The following is a 21,006-nucleotide window of genomic DNA, read 5'->3' on the forward strand; positions in this document are numbered from 1 at the left end:
AAAGGGAGAAAACCAATGGCAGACAATGATATAGGGACTGCCGGTCCCGCAAGAGGCGACGGCAAGGGCACGACGAATGCAGCGCGCAACAGAAGCGCGCCGTCTCGTAGCGCACGGTCTTCGGGCGCTTCCCAGGAGGCGATGAAGAAGCAGATCGCGGAGCTGAAGCGTGAAGTCAGCCGGCTCAACCGGATGCTGGCCGACCAGGCCGAGGAAAGGGCCTATGGCTGGTACCAAAGCGCGGCTGAGCGCGCCTCCGACATGTACCACGAGGCGGCCGACCGCGCCTCCGACTTGTACCACGGCGCTTCCAAACGCGCCTCGCGCACGGCCAAGCAGCTGCGCACCCAGGCGCAAGGCGTTTCCGAAACCGTGCAGGAGAACCCCGGCACGATTTCGAGCGCGGTGGTGATGGGTGGACTGGTCGGCGTGCTGATCGGCCTCGCCATGGCCAGAAGCGCGCGGCCGGACCCCGACTGGTTCCGCCACTGGAACCGCTGAAGCGCGAGACGGCTTGCCGTCTCGTCGCTTCCGTGTCGACGCGGCAGATAAGGCGCGAGACGGTCTGCCGTGTCGTCGCCGCCACATGGATTTGCCAGGGAGGCCAGGCCCCGCGCCCGGCGTTTTCCACAGGCTGGCCATTAGCCGAACCTTATGGAATCATTCCCGCATTGGAATCGCGGAGAGCGGGCATGGACAAACCTGCCATGGCATCCGTCTTTCGGATGCGGCATGTGCCAGCAAGCATTTCGGGCGTACGCAGCCTCGGCCGGGGCCAGGCGGATCCGATCTTCCACTCAAGGCCGCTCGGTGAGGCGATCCGCTTCATCGTAGAGGCCGACGGCCAGTATGATCTGAGCGCCCTCGCCATTTCCTATGGCGACCGCTCGACGCCGCCGCTCGGCAGCCGCGAGGTCAAGCAGCTCTGGGCCGAATACGGCCAGCGCCTGATGGAGGCGTAGGGCTGAAGCGCGCCGCGCCGAAAGGGACTCATCTGGCGCGGCTCAATCCTTGTTTGCCCCGTTAAGCCAAGACCGCTTTTGGGCGACATGCAGCAAGTTCGCCCGGATCGGAAAAGCCGCTCGCGCGTTTCACACCGGGTCAAACGGGAACCAAAGCCATGAACGTAGCCAATCTGCAACTTGAGGGCCTGCTGATGGCCGTCGCCGCCATCAACCACCAGTTGGTGCGCAAGGGCGTGCTGTCGGTCRAGGAGATCGACATCGCGCTGCGCAAGGCCGAAGCCGTCGAGACCGGGGAAGAGCGGTCCGAGGGCATGTCGGCGTCGAGCCGTGACGCCGTCAACTTCCCGATCCGCCTGCTCGAACTCGCCAACCAGTGCCAGCCGGAAGCGGACATGCCGTCCTTCTCGAAGCTGGCGCGCCTGGTCGGGCAGATGAAGGAGCCCTACAACGATCAGATGTGACGCCTCCCCTCACCCAGCCTCCGCTTCGCTCGCTGACCTCTCCCCGAGGGAGCGGAGGCTTTCAGCGCTGACGCTGCCTCTTCTCCCCGACAGGGAGAGGGGGCCGCCTAGGGGCCGGATAAGGGGCCGCCGGCGATACTCACGCCGCGCCCGGCCAGCCCTGCCGGACGGCAAGCACGCTGCCCGGGCCGTGCACGGCGGCGAAGAACAGGCCGGCGAGGAAAGTGAAATGGTCGACGAAGAAGCCGAACTCGGCCTGGTTGCCGGCCCAGTGCGACGGGCCGTGGAATGCGAAGCCGAGGAAGATCACGTAGAGCGCGGCGACAAGCGCCGCCGGCGTGAACAAGGCGCCGGTGAGGAAGGCGATGACCAGCAGCAATTCGAGGATCGCCGCGCACCAGGCGAGGAACAGCGGGAACGGAAAACCGGCGGCGGCGATGTAGCCGGCGGTGGCCCCCATACCCATGAATTTGAAGGCGACGGCCATCGCGAAGACGGCGGCGAAGATCAGGCGAGCGATGAGAATGGCGGCGGTCTGCCAGGCCGATTGATTTTCCACGATGTTCCCTCCGGGTCCGATGCAGTTGATGTGCTCCAAGGACGGAGCAAGGGCCAAGGTTCCGACAAGGGTGGGAAATTTTTCTCCTTCCCTTCTCCCCTTGCGGGAGAAGGTGGATCGGCGCGCAGCGCCGAGACGGATCAGGGGTGTTGGAAGAAATGAGGGGCGGGAGATCCGGCACCGGCAGTCAATGGGCGAAGGCGCACTCGGTCCAACACCCCTCATCCGTCCGAGCTTCGCTCGGCCACCTTCTCCCGCAAGGGGAGAAGGAGAAGTGCCGCCCCTACCCCGCCTTCGCCTGCGGCGGATGGCTGATCGAGTCCCGCACCGTGCCGTAGGCGGCGCCCCAGCGGTCGGTCATGTCGCAGCGTATGTCCCAGAGCTCGGGGAAGAAGCGGTGGCGGGCGCCGCCTTCGAGGATTTCCACCGGGCGCCCCTTGAGCGATTTCGCGCCGAGCCCGATCGAGCGGTGGATGAGATAGAGGTGGTTGGCGCGGAATTTCTGGAATAGCTCGTCGAACTCGATCAGCGCCTCGGCCACGACATAGGCGTCGCCATGATCGTAGTGGGTGTCGTAGATGTCCTCGACGGAAAGCCCGCGGCCGTCGAGGTAAGCATGCTTGAAGGCCCGCCAGAGCTCCGGCGGCAGGCGCAGGATGAGCTTGAAGCCCGGCGATTCCTGGCCGCTGCCATTGCCGAGCTCGAGGCGGATCTGCTGGTACTCCTTGGGCGACATGGTCTCCAGAAGATCGAGCTGCGCCGTCATCATGCGCACCAGCCGGTGCACGCGGCCCATCAGCGTGACGATGCGGTGCGTATCCTCTCTCTCAAGATAATCGAGGACGTCGACCAGCGTGTAGGCGATGAGCTTCATCCACAGCTCCTCGATCTGGTGYACGACCTGGAACTGCAATTCGTCGGCGTTGACCATCTCGGCCAGCGGTTTCTGGCAGGCGAGCAGTTGGTCGACTTTCAAATAGACGCCGTAGTCGCGCATTTCCGGCGTCTCGATGCGGGCGTGATAATCCGATTTGTCCATGGCTCATCCTCCTCGCGCGGGCATGGTTCGGCAGATAGCCAAGGATAGCGCTTTCGGCTTGAACATTGTTCCTTTCTGTTATCCAAATGGCGGAAAGCGGAGGACATTTKTCGTCCATTTTCGCCAAATTGGAGAACGCGCCATGCTGGACGCCCTCGACCGCAAGATCATCGCCGCCTTGGAGCGCGACGCCCGCATTTCCTTCGGCGAGCTGGCCGAGGAGGTGGGGCTGAGCAAGACGCCCTGCTGGAAACGGGTGAAGGCGCTGGAGGATGCCGGCGTCATCCGCGGCTATTCCACGCGCATCGATCCGGCCGTGATCGGTTTCGGCATCGAGGCCTTCATCCAGGTGTCGATCGACTTCGAGGTGTCGGACGCCTTCGAGGCGGCGGTGAAGAGGCACCCGCTGATCCGCCGCTGCCACGCCACCACCGGCGAGGCCGACTATCTGCTGCAGATCGTCACCGTCGACATGAGGGCGCTGGACCGGATGCTGCGCGTCGAGCTCAGCCGGCTGCCCGGCGTGCGCCGTACAGTCACTTCCATGGCGATGCGCGAGATCAAGGGCGACATCTCGTTCGCCGATGCGGCGGCGCATGCGCTGAGATAGTCACGGTGCGGAATGGCGGGGCGTCGGAGCTGCCGATCTCCCCCTTATCGGAGGTGGTCGGCAAGCCAGAGGGGGAAGGCTACGGCAGATATTCGGAGGTTACGTCTGGCCGGGCTCCACGCGGGTAGCCGGCTCGGGCTCCGGCGCCACTCCTTCCTTCTCGGCGTCGGCCCTGCGCTTCGGGCATTCCTCGAAATCATGGTCGCGGCCGCCGCAATAGGAGCAGCATTTGGCAGGCGGTTCGGGGTGGAGCATCGAGGCCATTCCCAAGAATGCACGAAAAACTTTCCGCTTGCAGCAACCGCGTGAAGCCGCCGCAGCGCCCGTTCAGCCCGATGCCCCCGTACGAAAAATCAAAAGGAGCTCGCCGCTTGCGCGGCGGGCTCCAGGTCGATCACCGCTCACGCATGCGCGTGCGGATGGCGGACGTCCCACACGGCCCAGGCGGACGCCGCGACCACGAGCACGCCGAGAACGACATGCGTGATCATTACATTCCTGTCAGCCGCGAAATGCAGCAGCCAGGGCGAGACGACCAGCCAGAGCCCGAGGACGAGATTTACCCATTCTTCCCATTCGGCGAACACCGAAAGCGTAGCCACGGCGAGCGCGGCGAGAACAACGCCCACAATCCAGGCGTTCCATGCCGGCGTCGTCACAGCGGCGAATCCGATGACCCAGGGTGAGATGAACAGGCAGATCGCGAGGACCAGGGTAATCCAGTCCTTGCTCTTCCTTTCTTCCAACAGTTTGCTTGCCATCACAACCTCCTTAGAAGCTTGACCAAAGCAACTGCATTCGCGTGCTATGCGCACACTCTATTAATTGATGTAATACACTTTTACGGCGCTGCAAGGGATGGGTGGGCTTCGCAGGCGCCTCAACCGTTGAAATCATTTCCGTTCTCGGCGCCGAGCTGCGGCACGACGATGGCCTCGATCGGCGCCGTCAGCGACCATTTGAGCTCGCCGGGCGAGCGTTCGAGGAGGGAGGCGCCACGAAGCGACTGCGGCGCCACGCGCTGCAGCACAACCGTTCCGAAGCCTTTTCGCGCGGACCCGTTCGTCTCACCCTGCTCACCGCGCGCGGGCGACGTCTCCTGCCAGACAAGATGGAACTCGCGCTGCGCTTCCAGGCCGGTTTCGACCGTCCAGGTGATCTCGACGTGGCCGCGCTCGCCAGCCAGCGCGCCATATTTCGCCGAGTTGGTGCCGAGCTCATGGAACGCCATGCCGAGATTCTGCACCGCATTGGACTGCAGCATCAGCAGCGGGCCGGAGAGCGAGATGCGCTCCTCGTGGCCGAACGGCTTCAGATGTTCCTGGATGAGGTCGAAGAGGCTGGCGCCCCCCCATTCCGACGTGACCAGAAGATCGTGCGAGCGCGACAGCGCCATGATGCGCGAGCGGATCATCTCCTCGAACTCACCGGGATTGGCCGAGCGCTTGCTGGTTTCCCTGACCATCGACAGGATCACTGCGAACTGGTTCTTCACGCGATGATTGACCTCGCGCATCAAGAGCCGAATGCGGCGCTCGCTTTCCTTGGCGGCCGTGATGTCGCGGGCTATCGTGGACGCGCCGACAATCGTGCCGGAGTGGTTCCTGATCGGCGAAACCGTGACTGAGACAGCAATCAGCGAGCCGTCCCTGCGCTTTCTGGTGGTCTCTAAGCTAGAAATGCCTTCGCCCCGGCGGATGCGGCCGATGATGTCAGCCTCCTCATCGTGCAGATGCTCGGGGACCAGCATCAGGATCGACTGGCCGATGGCCTCCTCGGCGCTGTAGCCGAACATGCGTTCGGCCGCGTGGTTCCAGTCGGTGATGATGCTGTTCACATCCTTGCCGATGATGGCGTCGAAGGAGGAATCGACAATCGCCGCCAACCGCGCGTCAGTTAGAGCGTGTTCTGATGGCTTGCCCCCGGATTTCACCTTCCCTACCCCGCGATTTGACCAGCGCCTTAGTTAGCGCAGCCGTGGATCAAGGCAAGCGCTCAAGCTTTGGAACGATCGGGACTTTCGCCAGCCGCGAAATACTCTAAAGCGCGTCGCGCGGATTCAGGCGACGCGCTTTAAGCTTTGTATTACGCGTGCCGATTCTCCAAAACCGCTGCGCTTTGGGCAACATGCGTCAGCCGCCCGTCAGTTCGCCCAGCAGCCGCAGGCCCTCCTCGTACCTGGTCGGGGCGATGCCCGCCTGGTGCGCCTGCCAGAGATTGTCCTTGAGATCTGCCACCTTGACGGGCAGCGACAGCGGATTCGAGGCTGCGCGGCAGATGAAGGTGTGCTCGCCCTCGTCCATCCTTCTGGTCAGGGCATCGACCGCCACGACCACCCGCGAACCGAAGCCGGCCGCCTCCAGCCTGCGCAGCGACCAGCCCTCGCCTTTCTCCACCACGTCGTGCAGATAGGCGACGGTCTTCTCGTCGAGCGTTTCGACAGCGTCGGCCACGCGCCTCAGATGTTCGATATAGGGTCGGCCGGTCTTGTCCCGTTGGCCGCGATGGGCCTGCTTGGCGATCTTCGCGGCCCGGTGAAGCATGCTCATCTCGATCTTTTCATCCAAAAGCCCGCCCCGGCGGGGGACGACCGAGGCGGGCTGCTCGGGCTCTGGATACCCGATACATCAGCGCGCCTTTCGCGGGGGGRAGCGGGGGTGCGCGCCTTCCTCTCCAACATCGCAGCCGCGGGAATGTTCCGACCGACTTCACATTTTCCACCGGCGGCGCACCAAGCTTTCGTCGTGAGCCTGTCGGCATGCCGCAAAGCCGATGCAAGTCGCCCAAATGCCCTCGGGCTCGACCCGGGTACGCAGTGGTTTTGGCGACGTCAGACAATACTAGGGCACGTCGCCGGAATCCGATTCGTCGCAACGCGCTTCAGTGGCCGGCGCCRCCGTCGCCGGCGGCATTGGCCCCGGGCTGCTCGCGGCCGGCCGTCAGCTTGCCTGACTCAAACTCCTCGACGGCCTTGTCCCAGCAAGCCTTCTCGCGATCGGACGCAAATCCCTCCTTTTCCCAAAGCTCRCGCGCCCGCCTGCTGATGTGCTCGATGCGTTCGTGCTGGCTGATCATGACGTGCTCCTCTCGGTCACTGAGGAGCCAACAGGGCAATGCCGGAATTGTTCCGAYGGCCGCGAAGCTCTTGAATTCRCCAGGGCGCGTCGCATCGAAACGAATTCAGGCGCTGCGGCTTTTGCCGCGATGGCTTTGCCGTGAGCGCTGCTGGTGGCCATCTCGTGGGAGTTTGGCTACCCGGCCATGCGGCGCCTTGTTACCGGTCGCCACCCCGGAAGCGAGGTCCTTCCGGCTGCCCCGCCTCACCGAATAGGCGCGGGTGATCTCGGCGCCGAAGAGAAAGATCTGGGCCGAGTAGTAGACCCAGAGCAGGATCACCATCAGCGCGCCGGCTGCGCCATAGGAGGTCGCGATGGCGCTGGTGCCGATGTACCAGCCGATCAGGGACTTGCCGATGGTGAACAGGAGCGCGGTGACCAGGGAGCCGACGGCGACGTCGCGCCATTTGAGGCTGCGGTCCGGAAGGACCTTGTAGATCGCGGCGAAGAGCAGCGCGATCAGCGCGAAGGAGACGATGGTGTTGACGGAGCTCACAATCAGTTCGCCAAACGGCAGGCGCTGGTTGAGGAACTCAGCCAGCGCCGAGATCGCGGTGCTTGCGGCGAGCGAGACTAGCAGCATGAAGCCCAGCGCGCCTACCAAGCCGAGACTTGCCGCCCTCGCCCGCACCAGGCGAGAGAGCGACATAGCGCCTCGCTCGACTTTCCAGATCTGGTTCAGCGACTGCTGCATCTCGCCGAAGACACCGGAGGCGGTGACAAACAGCGTGACTAGCCCGACGAGCGTAGCAATCGTACCCGACAACCGGCGCGAGGCGCTCTCGATCGTTGCCTTGAGCAGGTCGGCGCTCTGCGCGCCCATCGCGCCGGATATTTCGGCAGAGAGCGCGAGCCGGGCGGCGTCGTGACCGACAACGAGCCCGGCGACCGCCACGACGATCAGCAGGATCGGCGCCAGCGAGGTCGTCGCGTAGAWGGCCATCGCCGCGCCATGGCTCAGCGCATTGTCGGCGACATAGCCGGTGATGCTTTCCTTTAGCAGAACCCAGGCTTCTCGCAACCAGCGCCGCATGACCTTCACCGTCTGTTTCGAACGGCAGCCGCGGTCCCGATACCGGACGTCTTGCAAATACATCGCCCTAGTCCGGGGGATTGGAGCGGGCCGGGTGGGACAAGAGCTCGGCTGCCGTTTCGTTGGCCAGGGCGTGAAGCCGGAGAAACCAACCCTGTTCTCTTTGCCACCACGTCCGGCTGACGCGGCCCGCCTGAGCACAACCCGTCGCGGTCGGGATGGTTCCGCAGCGCGGCGGCGGCAGGCACCGGCTCTGAGCCGAGATGAAAAAAGCCCCGGTCGGGAGAACCGGGGCTGCAATTTCGGGGAAGTAGCACGAAATTTCCGGAAGCTACGCTCCGGAAACTCGCACACCCCGCAAAAGTTCCGGCAAGACGATCCGGCAAGGATCCGGCCACGCTGTTTTCGCCGACCGCGGCGGCAGCCCTGGCGGGGTCACCGTGTGAAACGACCCGACGTCGTGCGACCCGTGTGCCCCATCGGCATAATAATCAATTTTTGCATTATCAAACAAAGGCCCTACATTAGCTGACTAAGCGATTCATGGCACGGGGAAGCCGATGGCCAAGAAGAAGAAGACCAGATCCGTCCAGACCGCTGTCACAGCGACCTCTCCCGCGGAGGCGTATGAGGCGGCCTACTTTGCCCGCAAGTGCGGCCTGACCCAGGAAGAGGCGCTGCGGCTGATGCGCGAGGCGCAGGACGCGGCGGGCGGCAAGGCGGCGTCCGGCGAGAAGCCGCAGGGCTGACCAGCTTTCCGGCCAGTGYGACTGGCGGACAAATTCACCTGTCGAGGCGAGCGAGTTCCCAGCCGGTTTCCAGGCCCGTTCATCCTTTCTCGGAAACGCAGGACCGTTGCATCTCCTTGCCTGGCGCAATTCCGGACGGAAAACCGCTTCACACTTTTCCTGGAATTGCTTTGTTTCGTTTGACGCAATTCCGGACGGAAAGCCGCTTCACACTTTTCCTGGAATTGCTCTATTTCGCCGTTTGCGGCGGCTTGATGATCGGCATCGGGCTGTTGTCGGCCGGCGGCAGGGTGGCGTTCTTGTCACCGGTGGGCGGTGGCTTCAGCACGCCGCCGCAAGTGTCGAGCGTCGCCGACAGCTCATTCGTTTCCGCCTGCGACTTCTGCTTTTGCTGCTGCTGGTCGTTGGTGTCGGGCCTTGCCTGGCAGTCCTTGAGCTGCTGGTCCTTCGGCTGATCGGCAGTCTGGGCCACCGCCGGCAGCGCCGACATCAGAATGGCGGCCGCTGTGAAAAGAATTYTCTGCATGGGATCCTCCTCTAGGTCCCTTCGGGAGGACAACGCATGCCAATAGAAAAGGCTGCCGTCGTGCGGCCGCGCGACGGCAAGCGCACTGGGCCAGCACCGCTCTGCGGCRCTGAGCCGATCAATTATCTTCACGCGATATCCTTACGGAATCGCCGCGCAGTTTTCCTGGAATTGCCTGGATCAGATCCCGTAAGCCAGGGTGAGATAGATAGCCGGCGCAACGATCAGGCAGAGCGCCATCACGATGACCACGGCATTGCCAAGACGCTCGGCGCGCCTTGCAATGTCGGCGACGTCTTCATCGTCCTGGATGCAGTCGAGGATCGATGTGGTGGCGACAGCAGAGAAATGATTGTCGTTGGCGGGTCGGTTTTCGATTTCCCGCAGGTCGGGCTTTGCACTGATAAAAGTCAAAACGTCGTCTCGCTTTCGAAACCGGCAATGCGGCTTCCTTTTTCGGTTGTTTTGGTTCCGACGGTTTTGGGTGCCCGCCTTTTACGCGGAACCGACGGGCACCCAAAAGCCGGCGATAGAGGGGGGGTCTATCGACGACCGCTCACCAACTCGATGCGCGCGGTTTGGTTGCCGCCGCAGGCCCAATGCGTGGGCGGCTCGGACTTCAGTCGTAGGAACCACTGCGACCGTGGCCCGCGCGCGCGCAGCGGCCTAGGGCGGTCCTGCTGTCATGGTCCGACCGCGAGCGTGCCCGAAGCCGGCCGCAGGGCGGCCTCAAGCCGGGTTGCTCCCATAATTGGAACTTCTGCAGCTTCCACTGGTTCCTCAAAAACATCCGGTGGTTCGCCGCCAGCAGGACGTTTCGACGGAGGCGCCAATGTCTGTGCACAGACTTCACCCCGAGCACATCGACGAGGCACGCATGCATGCCTATTCGACCTTTGCTCCGCTGCTGATCCATTCGTTGGCCCAGAGGCTGGCGCGCCAACAGGGCATGAGGGAACTGGACAAGCTCGAGGCCTCGCTCCTGCGCCTGATCGAGGAAACGGACGTGGCCGCGCCGCATGGCGAGGCGATGAAGGAGTTCGCGGTCGAGCTTGTGGTGTCGACGCTGCGCAATGTGCGCGAACTTCCCGACGCCAAGCACGATGTTGAAGAAATCGACGACCGCCGCGCGCAAGGGCGCTCGGAGATTGCGGAAACGTTGGAAGAGCAACTGCAGTCCGGTCTGGAGGACACCTTCCCGGCGAGCGATCCGCCGGCGGTCGTCTCCACCGCCATCACCGGCGGGTCGAAGGAAATCGTCGGAACCGATGAGGTGCTGCGCCGCAAGAAGGAGGCCGCGCGGCGCGAGCAGGAACAGCGCTCGAAATAGCGGAGCCGCCCGACGCCCACCAGCGGCGCTGCCGAGCGCCTTCCCTGGAAATCCGTGCTCGAGAAAAACGCGCCGCTGATCCTCGGCGCCGGATGCGCCGACAGCCAAAGCGCGTCGTGCGCTGAAACGGATTCAGGCGACACGCAAAGCCGTTGTTTTGACGCGTGTCGTTCTCCCAAAAGCGCCGCGCACCCCGGGGTCACGCCAGGGCACGCTTTGGGCGACATGCATTGGCCCGCGGCCAAGGGAACAAGTCGCATGCCTGAGGGTTGGTCCAGTAGCGAAGGAGAAGATGATGGACAGGAAGGAGCTTCCGAACCGTCCGGGGGCCGGCAATTCGCCCTCGTCCGGCAGGCTGCCGGCCAGGAGCGGCGAGGATCCCGACGTGCGGTTCCTGGCCGAGAACAGCGACCTCTCGACGAGGCAGGCGCGGGTGCTGGTTGGCAAGCATGGGCATGATCGCCACAAGCTCCTGAAACTCGCACGAAGGATGAAGAAGGCCGGAACCGGCCTCGGCCACATCTGAAGATCGCGACGGGTTTTCGAGACTCGCGCAGTGAGGGCTGAGCTTGCTCGGCCGCATCCAAATCGGCCGCATCCAAAAAAGAGGCGGCGTCAGCCGCCAACCGCCAAGGAAAAAGAAGGAGAAAACAATGYCACGCGGAGACAAATCGAAATATACCGAGAGGCAGGAACGCAAGGCCGACCATATCGCCGAGGGCTACGAGAAGCGCGGCGTTTCCGAAGAGGAGGCCGAGCGTCGCGCCTGGGCGACCGTCAACAAGGATGATGCCGGCGGCAAGAAGGCCGGCGGCTCCGGCCGCGGCAGGCATACCGGCAATCCGGCGGCGCACAAGGGCGGCCGGCTAGGCGGCAAGGCTTCTGGCGAACGGTCCGCAGCCGAGCGCTCGGCTTCGGCCAAGAAGGCCGCGGCAACCCGCAAGCGCAACGCGGCGCAGCACACCCATCATTGACGGGCGCGGGCAACTGAGGTGCCGATCTCCCCGCAAGGGGCGATCGGTCCAGCGACGCGGCCTTAGCGGATCGTAGAGACCGATCGTCCGGCCGGATCGAGGCGGTTTCCCCCTCGCTCTTGTCGTGCTCGCTCGGGCAGGCAGGCTGGCAGCGGCCAGCCTCAGCCGGCAGCGCAATCCGGCGTTCGGCAGGCCCGGTTCAGCCCTGACGATCAGTCGTCGCCGCCATCATGGCCGCCGCTATCATGGCCGCCGCCGGCTCCGCCATCATGGCCGCCACTGGCCCCGCCGCTATCATGGCTGGCGCCGGCCGTGCCGCCATCGCCGTCGTCGTCGCTGTCTTGATCGCCCTCGTCGTCACCCTGGTCGCCGTGATGCGAACCGGAATCGACGGCATCGTCATTCTCGTCGCCGGCGCTGTCGTCATTCTCGGCCGCGGCCTGACCGCCCCCGGTGGCAGATGTGACGCCCTGGTCGTCATCGTCGTCCGGCACGGGCGCAGTCACCTGGCTGGCGTGGTCCGAAAACTCGGTTGCGGAGGATTGCCCTGTTGCCATGATGCCGAGCAGGCCGATCGCGGTTGCCGCCAGCAAGGGAAGTTTCTTCATCGTTCGCTCCTATCCGGCGCAGGGCCGCATTTTGTCCAGGCGGATCATTGCCTTGCCGGATTTACAGCGCTGTTAAATGCGTGATTTCAATTTTAGCGATTGCTTATTTTCTGCCGCGCGAGCCTTGTCGCCGCCTTTCGAGCTGCACCGGCGCATCGACCGCCCGCGCCACAATGCCCTCCAGCGATTCCGGCCGGTGCAGGAAATAGCCCTGGCCGTAGGCGACGCCCATGCCGGTGAGGATCTGCAGCGCGCTCCTTTGCTCGATCTTTTCGGCCACGACGGCGGCGCCCATGCTGCGGGCGATGCCGGCGATCGCCGAAACGATCTCGCGGTCGAAACGGCTGTCGGCTATGTGCTCGACGAAGGAACCGTCGATCTTGATGGCATCTATGGGAAAGCGCCTGAGATATTCGAAGGAGCTCATGCCGGCGCCGAAATCGTCGAGGCTGACGCGGCAGTGGCGCTCGCGCGCCCTGCGCACGAATTGCTCGGCGGCGTCGAAATTGGTGACGGCGGCGGTCTCGGTGATCTCGAAGCCGATACCGGAAGGCGGCGCGCCGCTCTCGGCGATGGCAGCGTCGACAAAGCCCCAAAGCAACGGATCGGAAAGCGTCTGCGCCGACAGGTTGAAGTCGAGCGAAACCGCGCCGGAGCGCATCGCCTTGCCGTGGCGCATCAGCGCCGTACGGATGATCCAACGGTCGAGCCGGGCGGCGAGGCCGAAGCGTTCGGCCACCGGCATGAACTCGCCCGGCGGGATCAGCTTGCCGTGGCGCGCTTCGAGCCGCGCCAGCACCTCTACGTGACGGTTGTCTTCCCAGGGCCTGCCAAGTCGATGGATTTCCTGCCCGAAGAGCTTCAGCCGGCTGTCCTCCATGGCGTCGACCAGGTCGGCGGCGAGCCGCGCCGCGTTGAGACCGCCGGCTGCGGAAGCCGTCTCGGCCGAGAACACCGCGAAGCGATCGCGGCCGCCGGCCTTGGCGGCGTAGCAGGCATCGTCCGCGCAGGCGAGCGCGTCGGCGACCGTGATGTTGCGGTCGCGCACGAAGGCGATGCCGACGCTGGCGGCTAGCCGACGCGAGGTGACGGCGGTGCCGAGATCGACGTGACGCACGGCGGCGAGCACCGCGCGTGCCAGCCGCTCGGCGCGGGCATCCTCGCAGTTGGGCACCAGCAGCGCGAACTCGTCGCCGCCCAGGCGCGCGGCATGCGCCGAGGGCGGCAGGCTGGCGACGATCCCGGCAGCCACGTTCTTCAGCGCGAGGTCGCCCGCGGCATGGCCGGCATAGTCGTTGAGCGCCTTGAAGTAATCGAGGTCGACATAGAACACGGCGAGCGGCAGGCACTCCGCGGCGCCGATCTTCTCGGCCAGCAGCCGGTCGAAGGCGGCGCGGTTCAGCAGCCCGGTGAGCGGATCGTGATGGGCGGCGTAAGCGAGCTCCGCGGCACGCCTCTTGTCCTCGGTGATGTCGCGCACGGTGCCGAGGATCTGGCCGGCCGAGCCGACGCCGCCGATGAAGCGCACCAGCGACTCGATATGACGGACCTCGCCGTCGCGCCGGATGATGCGATACTGCGTGGCGGTGACGCTTTCCGAACCCGGAGGCGGCCGATGCGCTCGCTCGGTGGCCTCCTTGTCGTCCGGGTGGAGATAGGTGTGCCAGAGGCCGGCCGTCACCTCGTCGGTGTCGCTGACCAGGCCGAAGATTTCCCTGGTGCGCGCGTCCCAGTAGCTCTTGTTGGTGCCGATATCGTAGTGCCAGATGCCGGTGCCGCTGGCGGCGAGCGCGAGGCGGAAGCGGACATTGACCTGCTCCAGCGCGGCCTCGGCCTCCTTCTGTTTTGTGATGTCGGTCTGCACGCCCATCAGTCGCAACGGCTTGCCGTCGGCGTCGCGCTCGACGATGCCGCCGCGGTCGAGCACCCAGACCCAGTGGCCGTCCTTGTGCCTCAGGCGCAGTTCCGTCTCGATGGAATCGACGAGGCCAGCGATGTGGCGGTCGCCGCTCGCCAGCGCCCGCTCCCGGTCGTCGGGATGGGTAAGCGTCAGCCAGAGATCGGACGTGTTGGCGAGTTCGCCTTCCGCATAGCCCAGCATGCGCGACCAGGTCGGCGAATAGTAACAATCGCCGGTCGCGAGATTCCAATCCCAGACACCGAGTTGGGCGCGATCGAGCGCCAGCGCCCAGAACCTTCCGTTGCGTGTCTTGTCGTCCRCCATACCCTGTTTTGCCTGCCCCCGTTCGAGCAATACTGCACGAAAGCTGAGAAGAAAGGGTTACCGGGGTGGAGCTGCTAATCTCCCCCTCGTGGGGGGAGATGGCCGGCGGGACAGCGCCCCCCTCTGCCCTGCCGGGCATCTCCCCCACAAGGGGGGAGATCGCTAACCATCCACCGCCAGCCTTCGCCTCACAATCGCCACGTGGAAGCGGGCGCCCTGGAGCAGGCCTTCGTCGTTGAAGTCGTAGGCCGGGTTGTGCAGCGGCGCGGAGTTGCCGTTGCCGAGGAAGGCGAAGCAGCCGGGCACCGCGTCCAGGAAGCGGGCGAAATCCTCCGAGGCCGTCATCGGCTCCGCCGCGATGCCGACGGCATCGTCGGCCAGAACGGTGCGGGCCGCCGCAAGCGCCTCGTCGACGAGCGCCGCATCGTTGATCAAGGGCACGAAATCGCGCGTGTACGTGACTTCCGCAGCGACATTATAGGCCTGCGCGGTTCCCTCGGCGATGCGGCGCATCTCCTTCTCGATCGCGGCGCTCACCTCCGGGCGGAAGCTGCGGCAGTCGCCGAGGATGCGGGCGAGGCCCGGCAGCGCGTTGCGGGTGCCGTCGGTGATGAGTTCGGTGACCGAGACGACGCCGATATCGGCGGGGCTCAAGCGCCGCGCAACGATGGTCTGCAGGTTGACGACCAGCGCACAGGCGGCCACCAGCGTCTCGCGGCCGGAATGCGGCCGCGCCGCATGACCGCCCAGACCTTTGAGCACGATCTCGAAATTGTCCTCGGCCGACATGACCGGCCCGGCGCGCGTCTCGAAACGGCCGACGCCCAGGCCCGGCATGTTGTGCAGGCCGAAAATCTCCTCGAAGGGAAAGCGCTCGATGAGCCCGTCCTCCAACATGGCGAGCGCGCCCCTGCCCCATTCCTCGGCCGGCTGGAAGATGAAGCGCACCGTGCCGTCGAAACCGCCCTCGCCGGCCAACAGCTTCGCAGCGCCGAGCAGCATGGCGGTGTGGCCGTCATGGCCGCAGGCATGCATGGTGCCGGGGTTCCGCGAGCGCCAGGCTTGCGTGCCCTGCTCGGCGATGCGCAGTGCGTCCATGTCGGCGCGCAGCGCAWTCGCGCGGTTGCCGGTGCCGCGCTTCAATGTGCCGACGACGCCGGTGCCGCCGATGCCTTCTGCAACCTCCAGCCCGAAGGCGCGGAGCTTTTCCGCCACGAAAGCGGCGGTGCGCTTCTCCTCGAAGCCGAATTCCGGATGGGCGTGGAGGTCGTGCCGCCACGACGTCATCTCGCGGTGCAGTTCCTCCTGGGCGAGCTCGGCCATCGTCTTCCCAGGTCCTTGTCTTACGCAGTCTGCATGTGCACTTCGTCCGGCGCCATCCCGACCAGTTCGGCATAGCGGCCGGGGTCGGTGGCGCCCTCGGAGTTGATGATCAGTACGCGGGAACGGACATCGAGGCCGAGGGCTGCCCGCATATCACCATCCCCGGCGGCGCGGATCAGGCCGGCGAGCCCGGCGCCGCCGCTTTCGCCGGAGACGATCGCCGGATCGCTGCCGGCAGGCCGCGCCAGCCGGTTCATCACCGAGACCGCATCCTCCTCATCGACCGTCATGAAGGCATCGCCGACACGCGCCAGCACGCGCCAGGCAACCAGCGACGGCTCGTGGCATTCGAGCATCGCCATGACGGTCGGCAGGTCATGCGCGATCTTTACCGGCCGTCCGGCCTCGGCGCTGGCGTAGATGCAGGCCGCCCTCGCCGGCTCGACCACCACCATCTTGGGACGCTGCTCGCCGAGCACGATCGCCAGATGGCCGGCGATGGCCGCCGCGAAGCCACCGACGCCCGCCTGCAGGAAGACATGGGTGGGCGGCTCCGGCAGCCGCCGCAGCGCCTCGCGCACGATCACCGTGTAGCCCTGCATCACCAGGCCGGGAATGCGCTCATAACCCAGCCATGAGGTGTCGGAGACGACCGTCCAACCGCGCTCGGCGGCGATACGGGCGGCCTCGCGGACCGAATGGTCGTAGCCGCCTTCGACCCTGACCATCTCGGCGCCGTAGCGGGCGATCGCCGCGACGCGCTCACCACTGACGCCGGCGTGGACGAACACCACGGAACGCGCGCCGACGAGGCCGGCGCCCTGCGCCACCGAGCGGCCGTGATTGCCGTCGGTGGCGCAGCAGAAGGTCATTTGCGCCGCGATGGCGCGCACTCTTGCGTCCGCGATCTCGCCGACATCGACGGCGCGGCCGAGCCGCTTGCCGGCCTCCTCCAGCACCAGGCGGATCACGGCATATGCGCCGCCCAGCGCCTTGAAGCTGCCTAGGCCAAGGCGCCTGCCCTCGTCCTTCACATGCAGCGCGCCGATGCCGAGCTCACCGGCGAGCGCCGGCAAGGCCTGCAGCGGCGTCTCGGCATGGCTGTCGCGCGCCCGCAGGAACCGCTCGGCCTGCTCCGCTCCGGCAATGCCGAGCGCTGCGGCGTCGGCCGCGACCAGCGGTTGGTTGTGTTCGGGACGGCGGTTGAGCAGCATCATGGCGTTTTCCTGTGGCATGCTGAAATCTATTGCAGGGCAGACGAGAAAGGCGCTCTGTTTTGCCCATCTGATTGCAAGTTTGTTTCGCCAGGATGTCGCGATGACCGTTCCGCCAGAACTCGACGCGTTCGACCGCGCCATTCTTTCGATCCTGCAGAAGGACAACACCACGCCGCAGCGCGTGATCGGCGAGAGGGTGAATCTGTCGGCTCCGGCCGTGCAGCGGCGCATCAAGCGCATGGAAGAGGCTGGCGTCATCCGCGCCAATGTCGCGCTGGTCGACCCGGCCAAGGTCGGCCATCCGATCACGATCTTCGTCGAGGTCGAGGTGGAGAGCGAGCGCGCCRAACTGATCGACGCCGCCAAGCGCGGCTTCGCCGCGGTGCCGGAGGTGCAGCAATGCTACTACGTGACCGGCGAGGCCGACTTCATCCTCGTCATCACCGTGGCGACCATGGCCGACTACGAGGCGCTGACAAGGCGGCTGTTCTTCGAGAACAACAACGTCAAACGGTTTCGGACCTTCGTCGCCATGGACCGGGTGAAAATGGGGCTGGAGGTGCCGGTGATATGAGCTGCCAATCTCCCCACTTGTGGGGGAGATCGGACGTCGCCGCCGCTTTCGCCAACCGCAGAAGTCAGCCCCTGCCGCCCCTCGCCTTCAGCCCCAGCCACCTTGCATAAATCTCCCCGACGATGCCACGGCGGAAGATCAAGACGCAGATCATGAAGATCAGGCCGGTGGCGATGGTTACCGGGAAGCCGGAGGTGGCGAGCGTGTTCTCGAGCGCGACGACGAGACCGGCGCCGACCACCGGGCCGACCATGGTGCCGATGCCGCCGAGCAGCGTCATCAGGATCACCTCGCCCGACATCTGCCAGGTCACGTCGGTGAGGGTGGCGAACTGGAAGACGATCGCCTTCACCGCGCCGGCAAGGCCGGCAAGCGCGGCCGACATGACGAAGGCGGCGAGCTTGTAGCGGCCGACAGAATAGCCGAGAGAGATGGCGCGGTTCTCGTTCTCTCTTATCGAGCGCAGGATCATGYCGAAGGGCGAGTTGACGATGCGCCAGATGGCGAAGACGCCGATCAGGAAGATCGCCAGCACGAAGAAATACATATTCATCGCGCCATTGAGGTCGAGGACGCCGAAGAGATGGCCGCGCGGCACGCCCTGGATGCCGTCCTCGCCTTCGGTGAAGGGCGCCTGCACGCAGAAGAAATAGAACATCTGCGCCAGCGCCAGCGTGATCATGGCGAAGTAGATGCCCTGCCGGCGGATGGCGAGGAAGCCCATGACGAGGCCCATCAGGGCCCCGCCGGCGGTGCCCAGCAGAATGCCCGCCTCCGGCGGCCAGCCCCAGGCTTTCACAGCATAGGCGCAGAAATAGGCCGCGCCGCCAAAGAAGGCGGCATGGCCGAAGGAAAGCAGGCCGGTGTAGCCCAGGAGCAGGTTGAAGGCGCAGGCAAACAGCGCGAAGCACAGCATCTTCATCACGAAGATCGGGTAGATGAGGAAGGGTGCTGCGACCAGCGCCGCTATGCCCAGCGCCACGAGCCACCTTTCCAGCCGCATGGAGGCGGCAGCGCGTTCCTGGTCAAGGGTCGCCCCGCTCATCTCAGGCATCCCTTCCGAACAGGCCGGCGGGACGCAAAAGAAGCACGACCGCCATAATGACGAAGACGACGAGGTTCGAAGCCTCGGGATAGAAGACCTTGGTGAGCCCCTCGGCGAGGCCGAGCACATAGCCGGTGACGATCGCGCCCAGGATCGAGCCCATGCCGCCGATGACGACGACGGCGAAGACGACGATGATCAGGTCCGAGCCCATCAGCGGGCTGACCTGGTAGACGGGCGCGGCGAGGATGCCGGCCAAGCCGGCAAGTCCCGCGCCCAGCCCGTAGGTCAGCGTCAGGAGCAGCGGAACGTTGACGCCGAAGGCCTGCACCAGTTGCGGGTTTTCGGTCGCGGCGCGCAAATAGGAGCCGAGCCTGGTCTTCTCGATCAATAGCCACGTGCCGATGCAGACGACGAGCGAGGCCACCACCACCCAGCCGCGATAGTTGGGCAGGAACATGAAGCCCAGATTGGTGCCGCCGGCGAGCAGCACCGGCACGGCGTATGGGTTGCCGGAAACGCCGTAGTAGTAGCGGAACACGCCTTCGATCACCAGCGCCAGCCCGAAGGTGAAAAGCAGGCCGTAGAGCGGGTCGATGCGGTAGAGCCGCGACAGCGCCACCCGCTCCACCGCCACGCCGAACAGGCCGACGGCCAAAGGCACGATGACCAGCGCYGGCCAGTAGCCGATGCCGACATGCACCAGCAGCAGGTAGCCGATGAAAGCGCCGAACATGTAGAGCGCGCCATGGGCGAAGTTGATGATGCGCAAGAGCCCGAAAATAACGGCGAGGCCGAGGCTCAGCATCGCATAGAAGGAGCCGTTGATCAGGCCGACAAGCAGCTGCCCGAGAAAGGCCTGGATGGGGATGCCGAAGATCATGGTCATGGCGCGATCACCGAGATGCTTGTGAAGATCGGCGCCTGCAATTGTCGAGGTTGGCGCCGCCCCTCATCCGCCTGCCGGCACCTTCTCCCCGTGTAGTGACGGGGAGAAGTTGCTGATCGCGGTCTCGGCGCTCTTCCTACCACGTTGGGCGAAAGCGGCGATGAGAGCCCTCCTCTCCCCGTCCCTTTACGGGGAGAGGATGCCGGCAGGCAGGTGAGGGGCGGCGCCGACGCCCGATAGCTAAGAGCCCTCCCATCGGCCATTGTCCCCATCATACTCCCAGCACCTCGTGCAGCTTGTCGGTGTGCTCGGAAAGCGCGCCCACGGCAAAGCCTTCCACCACCTTGCCATGGTCCATCAGATAGAAACGGTCGGCGATGCTGGCGGCGAAGCGGAAATTCTGCTCGACAAGAAGGATGGTCATGCCGCGCTTCTTCAGCGTCGCCAGCAACTCGCCGATGCGCTGGACGATGACCGGCGCCAGGCCTTCGGTCGGCTCGTCGAGCAGCAGCATCTCGACGCCGGTCCTCAAGATCCGGGCAATGGCCAGCATCTGCTGCTCGCCGCCGGAGAGCTTGGTGCCCTGGCTGTTGCGGCGCTCCTTGAGGTTGGGGAAGAGCTCGAAGATCTCCTCCACGCTCATGCCGCCCTTGGCCACCACCGGCGGCAGGATGAGGTTCTCGTCGACGGTAAGCGTGGCGAAGATGCCGCGCTCCTCCGGCACGAAACCGATGCCTTGATGCGCGACGCGGTGCAGCGGCAGGCGCATCAGGTCCTTGCCGTCGAAGGTGACGCTGCCGCTGCGCTTGCGGATCAGGCCCATGATGGCGCGCAGCGTCGTCGTCTTGCCGACGCCGTTGCGGCCGAGCAGCGTAACCATCTCGCCGCGGGAAACATCGAGGTTGACGCCATGCAGCGCGTGGCCTTCGCCATACCAGGCGTGCAGATCGCGCACGGAAAGCAGCGGCTCACTCATGCTCCGTCCCCATGTAGGCGACCCTGACCCGCTCGTCCCGGCTGACGGTCTCATAGTCGCCGGCGGCGAGCACCTGGCCGCGCTGCATGACGGTGATCCAGTCGCAAAGATCGGCGACGACGGTCAAGTTGTGCTCGACCATCAGCACGGCGCGGTCGCGGGCGAGCGAGCGGATGATGCCGGAGATCATGCCGACATCCTCATGCCCCATCCCGGCCATCGGCTCGTCGAGCAAAAGCACCTTCGGGTCGAGCGCCAGCGTGGTGGCGATCTCCAGCACGCGCTTCCTGCCGTAGGAGAGGTCGCCGGCAAGCCGATGCGCGCCGTCGTCGAGGCCGACGACGGCAAGCAGCTCGCGCGCCCTTGGCGTCAGATGGTCGAGCGCGGAGAGCGAGCGCCAGAACTGGTAGCCCAGACCGCCGGGACGCTGCAGCGCCACGCGCACATTGTCGAGCACGCTGAGATGCGGGAAGATCGCCGATATCTGGAAGGAGCGCACGAGGCCCATGCGCGCCACTTTGGCAGGCGGCGTGCGGGTGATGTCTGTGCCGAGCAGCTCGATCGTGCCGCTGGTCGGCTGCAGGAATTTCGTCAGCAGGTTGAAGATGGTGGTCTTGCCGGCGCCGTTCGGTCCGATCAGCGCATGGATCTTGCCGTGATGGACGTCGAGGTCAACATCCTTCACCGCGACGAAGCCGGCGAAGTCGCGCCGCAGGCCACGGGCGGAAAGCACCACCCGCGGCTTCTCTTCTGTGCCGTCCGGCCGAACGGCCGTTGCGGTTTGCATT

Annotated in this window: 27 protein-coding genes; 9 read left to right on the top strand and 18 right to left on the bottom strand. The window is 65.3% G+C overall.

The genetic code is table 11. The features are described from left to right. The first annotated feature begins 15 nt into the window (after positions 1-15). The 3 genes from ORS3428_RS07325 to ORS3428_RS07335 all read left to right on the top strand — a co-directional run bounded on the left by ORS3428_RS07325 (position 16) and on the right by ORS3428_RS07335 (position 1,426). Positions 16-501: a hypothetical protein gene (locus ORS3428_RS07325; protein ID WP_244507879.1), complete on the top strand. Its 486-nt coding sequence runs from the start codon at positions 16-18 to the stop codon at positions 499-501. 191 nt (positions 502-692) lie between these two features. Next, positions 693-962 (top strand): hypothetical protein, encoded by a 270-nt coding sequence (locus ORS3428_RS07330; protein ID WP_071095965.1) that lies wholly within the window; start codon positions 693-695, stop codon positions 960-962. Positions 963-1,120: 158 nt separating this feature from the next. After that, positions 1,121-1,426: a hypothetical protein gene (locus ORS3428_RS07335; RefSeq protein ID WP_071095967.1), complete on the top strand. Its 306-nt coding sequence runs from the start codon at positions 1,121-1,123 to the stop codon at positions 1,424-1,426. A 139-nt stretch (positions 1,427-1,565) separates the two neighbouring features. Here the strand turns inward: ORS3428_RS07335 and ORS3428_RS07340 are convergent, their stop codons facing one another. Together ORS3428_RS07340 and ORS3428_RS07345 are read right to left on the bottom strand one after the other, a co-directional pair. Continuing rightward, complete coding sequence (locus tag ORS3428_RS07340; RefSeq protein ID WP_071096105.1) at positions 1,566-1,985, bottom strand: DoxX family protein; 420 nt, start codon at positions 1,983-1,985, stop codon at positions 1,566-1,568. 283 nt (positions 1,986-2,268) lie between these two features. Continuing rightward, a complete protein-coding gene (locus ORS3428_RS07345) occupies positions 2,269-3,024 on the bottom strand; it encodes a tryptophan 2,3-dioxygenase family protein (protein WP_071095969.1) in 756 nt (251 codons plus the stop codon). Between the two features lie 142 nt (positions 3,025-3,166). Between ORS3428_RS07345 and ORS3428_RS07350 the strand changes: the two genes are divergently transcribed. Continuing rightward, entirely contained in the window at positions 3,167-3,634 is a 468-nt protein-coding gene (locus ORS3428_RS07350) for an Lrp/AsnC family transcriptional regulator (RefSeq protein WP_071095971.1), read from the top strand. 99 nt (positions 3,635-3,733) lie between these two features. Here the strand turns inward: ORS3428_RS07350 and ORS3428_RS33230 are convergent, their stop codons facing one another. From ORS3428_RS33230 to ORS3428_RS07375, 6 genes are all read right to left on the bottom strand, one after another. Continuing rightward, complete coding sequence (locus tag ORS3428_RS33230) at positions 3,734-3,889, bottom strand: hypothetical protein (protein ID WP_157895937.1); 156 nt, start codon at positions 3,887-3,889, stop codon at positions 3,734-3,736. 146 nt (positions 3,890-4,035) lie between these two features. Further along, complete coding sequence (locus ORS3428_RS07355; protein ID WP_071095972.1) at positions 4,036-4,395, bottom strand: SPW repeat protein; 360 nt, start codon at positions 4,393-4,395, stop codon at positions 4,036-4,038. A 119-nt stretch (positions 4,396-4,514) separates the two neighbouring features. After that, the gene (locus ORS3428_RS07360; protein ID WP_244507880.1) at positions 4,515-5,519 is read right to left on the bottom strand and encodes a sensor histidine kinase; all 1,005 of its coding nucleotides are present in this window, start codon (positions 5,517-5,519) and stop codon (positions 4,515-4,517) included. A gap of 247 nt (positions 5,520-5,766) precedes the next feature. After that, a complete protein-coding gene (locus ORS3428_RS07365; RefSeq protein WP_071096107.1) occupies positions 5,767-6,183 on the bottom strand; it encodes an HD domain-containing protein in 417 nt (138 codons plus the stop codon). Between the two features lie 331 nt (positions 6,184-6,514). Then, positions 6,515-6,709 carry a DUF2934 domain-containing protein gene (locus ORS3428_RS07370; RefSeq protein WP_071095977.1) on the bottom strand — a complete coding sequence of 65 codons (195 nt, stop codon included), beginning with the start codon at positions 6,707-6,709 and terminating at the stop codon, positions 6,515-6,517. 105 nt (positions 6,710-6,814) lie between these two features. After that, entirely contained in the window at positions 6,815-7,783 is a 969-nt protein-coding gene (locus ORS3428_RS07375) for a YihY/virulence factor BrkB family protein (protein ID WP_083355044.1), read from the bottom strand. A 560-nt stretch (positions 7,784-8,343) separates the two neighbouring features. Between ORS3428_RS07375 and ORS3428_RS07380 the strand changes: the two genes are divergently transcribed. Beyond that, positions 8,344-8,532, top strand: a complete 189-nt coding sequence (locus ORS3428_RS07380; RefSeq protein WP_071095979.1) for a hypothetical protein — start codon at positions 8,344-8,346, stop codon at positions 8,530-8,532. A 229-nt stretch (positions 8,533-8,761) separates the two neighbouring features. Here the strand turns inward: ORS3428_RS07380 and ORS3428_RS07385 are convergent, their stop codons facing one another. Next, entirely contained in the window at positions 8,762-9,058 is a 297-nt protein-coding gene (locus ORS3428_RS07385) for a hypothetical protein (RefSeq protein WP_071095980.1), read from the bottom strand. 180 nt (positions 9,059-9,238) lie between these two features. Next, a complete protein-coding gene (locus ORS3428_RS07390) occupies positions 9,239-9,472 on the bottom strand; it encodes a hypothetical protein (RefSeq protein WP_071095983.1) in 234 nt (77 codons plus the stop codon). A gap of 337 nt (positions 9,473-9,809) precedes the next feature. On the opposite strand from ORS3428_RS07390, the gene ORS3428_RS07395 reads away from it, so the two are divergent. The 3 genes from ORS3428_RS07395 (at position 9,810) to ORS3428_RS07405 (ending at position 11,362) form a co-directional block, all read left to right on the top strand. Then, on the top strand, positions 9,810-10,388 hold the full coding sequence (locus tag ORS3428_RS07395; RefSeq protein WP_210185684.1) for a hypothetical protein: 579 nt from the start codon (positions 9,810-9,812) through the stop codon (positions 10,386-10,388). A 295-nt stretch (positions 10,389-10,683) separates the two neighbouring features. Further along, complete coding sequence (locus ORS3428_RS07400) at positions 10,684-10,914, top strand: hypothetical protein (RefSeq protein ID WP_108723008.1); 231 nt, start codon at positions 10,684-10,686, stop codon at positions 10,912-10,914. Between the two features lie 127 nt (positions 10,915-11,041). Further along, positions 11,042-11,362 (top strand): plasmid stabilization protein, encoded by a 321-nt coding sequence (locus ORS3428_RS07405; RefSeq protein ID WP_071096109.1) that lies wholly within the window; start codon positions 11,042-11,044, stop codon positions 11,360-11,362. A gap of 212 nt (positions 11,363-11,574) precedes the next feature. On the opposite strand, the gene ORS3428_RS33625 is transcribed toward ORS3428_RS07405, so the two are convergent. The 4 genes from ORS3428_RS33625 to ORS3428_RS07425 form a co-directional block, all read right to left on the bottom strand. Continuing rightward, positions 11,575-11,970: a hypothetical protein gene (locus ORS3428_RS33625; protein ID WP_071095988.1), complete on the bottom strand. Its 396-nt coding sequence runs from the start codon at positions 11,968-11,970 to the stop codon at positions 11,575-11,577. A gap of 103 nt (positions 11,971-12,073) precedes the next feature. Then, a complete protein-coding gene (locus ORS3428_RS07415) occupies positions 12,074-14,194 on the bottom strand; it encodes an EAL domain-containing protein (protein ID WP_071095990.1) in 2,121 nt (706 codons plus the stop codon). A 162-nt stretch (positions 14,195-14,356) separates the two neighbouring features. Next, complete coding sequence (locus ORS3428_RS07420; RefSeq protein ID WP_071095992.1) at positions 14,357-15,517, bottom strand: M20 aminoacylase family protein; 1,161 nt, start codon at positions 15,515-15,517, stop codon at positions 14,357-14,359. A gap of 20 nt (positions 15,518-15,537) precedes the next feature. After that, a complete protein-coding gene (locus ORS3428_RS07425) occupies positions 15,538-16,734 on the bottom strand; it encodes a diaminopropionate ammonia-lyase (protein ID WP_071096111.1) in 1,197 nt (398 codons plus the stop codon). A gap of 100 nt (positions 16,735-16,834) precedes the next feature. Here ORS3428_RS07425 and ORS3428_RS07430 point away from each other — a divergent pair, with 100 nt between their 5' ends. Next, complete coding sequence (locus ORS3428_RS07430; RefSeq protein WP_071095994.1) at positions 16,835-17,308, top strand: Lrp/AsnC family transcriptional regulator; 474 nt, start codon at positions 16,835-16,837, stop codon at positions 17,306-17,308. Positions 17,309-17,372: 64 nt separating this feature from the next. On the opposite strand, the gene ORS3428_RS07435 is transcribed toward ORS3428_RS07430, so the two are convergent. The 4 genes from ORS3428_RS07435 to ORS3428_RS07450 form a co-directional block, all read right to left on the bottom strand. Beyond that, positions 17,373-18,311, bottom strand: a complete 939-nt coding sequence (locus ORS3428_RS07435; RefSeq protein WP_443136845.1) for a branched-chain amino acid ABC transporter permease — start codon at positions 18,309-18,311, stop codon at positions 17,373-17,375. 43 nt (positions 18,312-18,354) lie between these two features. After that, entirely contained in the window at positions 18,355-19,242 is an 888-nt protein-coding gene (locus tag ORS3428_RS07440; protein ID WP_071095999.1) for a branched-chain amino acid ABC transporter permease, read from the bottom strand. Positions 19,243-19,513: 271 nt separating this feature from the next. Then, positions 19,514-20,218 carry an ABC transporter ATP-binding protein gene (locus ORS3428_RS07445; protein ID WP_071096001.1) on the bottom strand — a complete coding sequence of 235 codons (705 nt, stop codon included), beginning with the start codon at positions 20,216-20,218 and terminating at the stop codon, positions 19,514-19,516. Beyond that, positions 20,211-21,005, bottom strand: coding sequence for an ABC transporter ATP-binding protein (locus tag ORS3428_RS07450; RefSeq protein ID WP_071096003.1), 795 nt, complete (start codon positions 21,003-21,005; stop codon positions 20,211-20,213). The genes ORS3428_RS07445 and ORS3428_RS07450 overlap by 8 nt, the downstream gene beginning before the upstream one ends. Between the last annotated feature and the right edge of the window lies 1 nt (position 21,006).

This window comes from Mesorhizobium sp. ORS 3428, from assembly GCF_001854785.1.
In the GTDB taxonomy this organism is placed as follows: Bacteria; Pseudomonadota; Alphaproteobacteria; order Rhizobiales; family Rhizobiaceae; genus Mesorhizobium.

Coding starts and splice junctions, on each gene's coding strand:
- ORS3428_RS07325 (WP_244507879.1), top strand. CDS start 16: ATGGCAGACAATGATATAGGGACTGCCGGTCCCGCAAGAGGCGACGGC.
- ORS3428_RS07330 (WP_071095965.1), top strand. CDS start 693: ATGGACAAACCTGCCATGGCATCCGTCTTTCGGATGCGGCATGTGCCA.
- ORS3428_RS07350 (WP_071095971.1), top strand. CDS start 3,167: ATGCTGGACGCCCTCGACCGCAAGATCATCGCCGCCTTGGAGCGCGAC.
- ORS3428_RS33230 (WP_157895937.1), bottom strand. CDS start 3,889: ATGCTCCACCCCGAACCGCCTGCCAAATGCTGCTCCTATTGCGGCGGC.
- ORS3428_RS07355 (WP_071095972.1), bottom strand. CDS start 4,395: ATGGCAAGCAAACTGTTGGAAGAAAGGAAGAGCAAGGACTGGATTACC.
- ORS3428_RS07365 (WP_071096107.1), bottom strand. CDS start 6,183: ATGAGCATGCTTCACCGGGCCGCGAAGATCGCCAAGCAGGCCCATCGC.
- ORS3428_RS07380 (WP_071095979.1), top strand. CDS start 8,344: ATGGCCAAGAAGAAGAAGACCAGATCCGTCCAGACCGCTGTCACAGCG.
- ORS3428_RS07400 (WP_108723008.1), top strand. CDS start 10,684: ATGGACAGGAAGGAGCTTCCGAACCGTCCGGGGGCCGGCAATTCGCCC.
- ORS3428_RS33625 (WP_071095988.1), bottom strand. CDS start 11,970: ATGAAGAAACTTCCCTTGCTGGCGGCAACCGCGATCGGCCTGCTCGGC.
- ORS3428_RS07425 (WP_071096111.1), bottom strand. CDS start 16,734: ATGATGCTGCTCAACCGCCGTCCCGAACACAACCAACCGCTGGTCGCG.
- ORS3428_RS07445 (WP_071096001.1), bottom strand. CDS start 20,218: ATGAGTGAGCCGCTGCTTTCCGTGCGCGATCTGCACGCCTGGTATGGC.
- ORS3428_RS07450 (WP_071096003.1), bottom strand. CDS start 21,005: ATGCAAACCGCAACGGCCGTTCGGCCGGACGGCACAGAAGAGAAGCCG.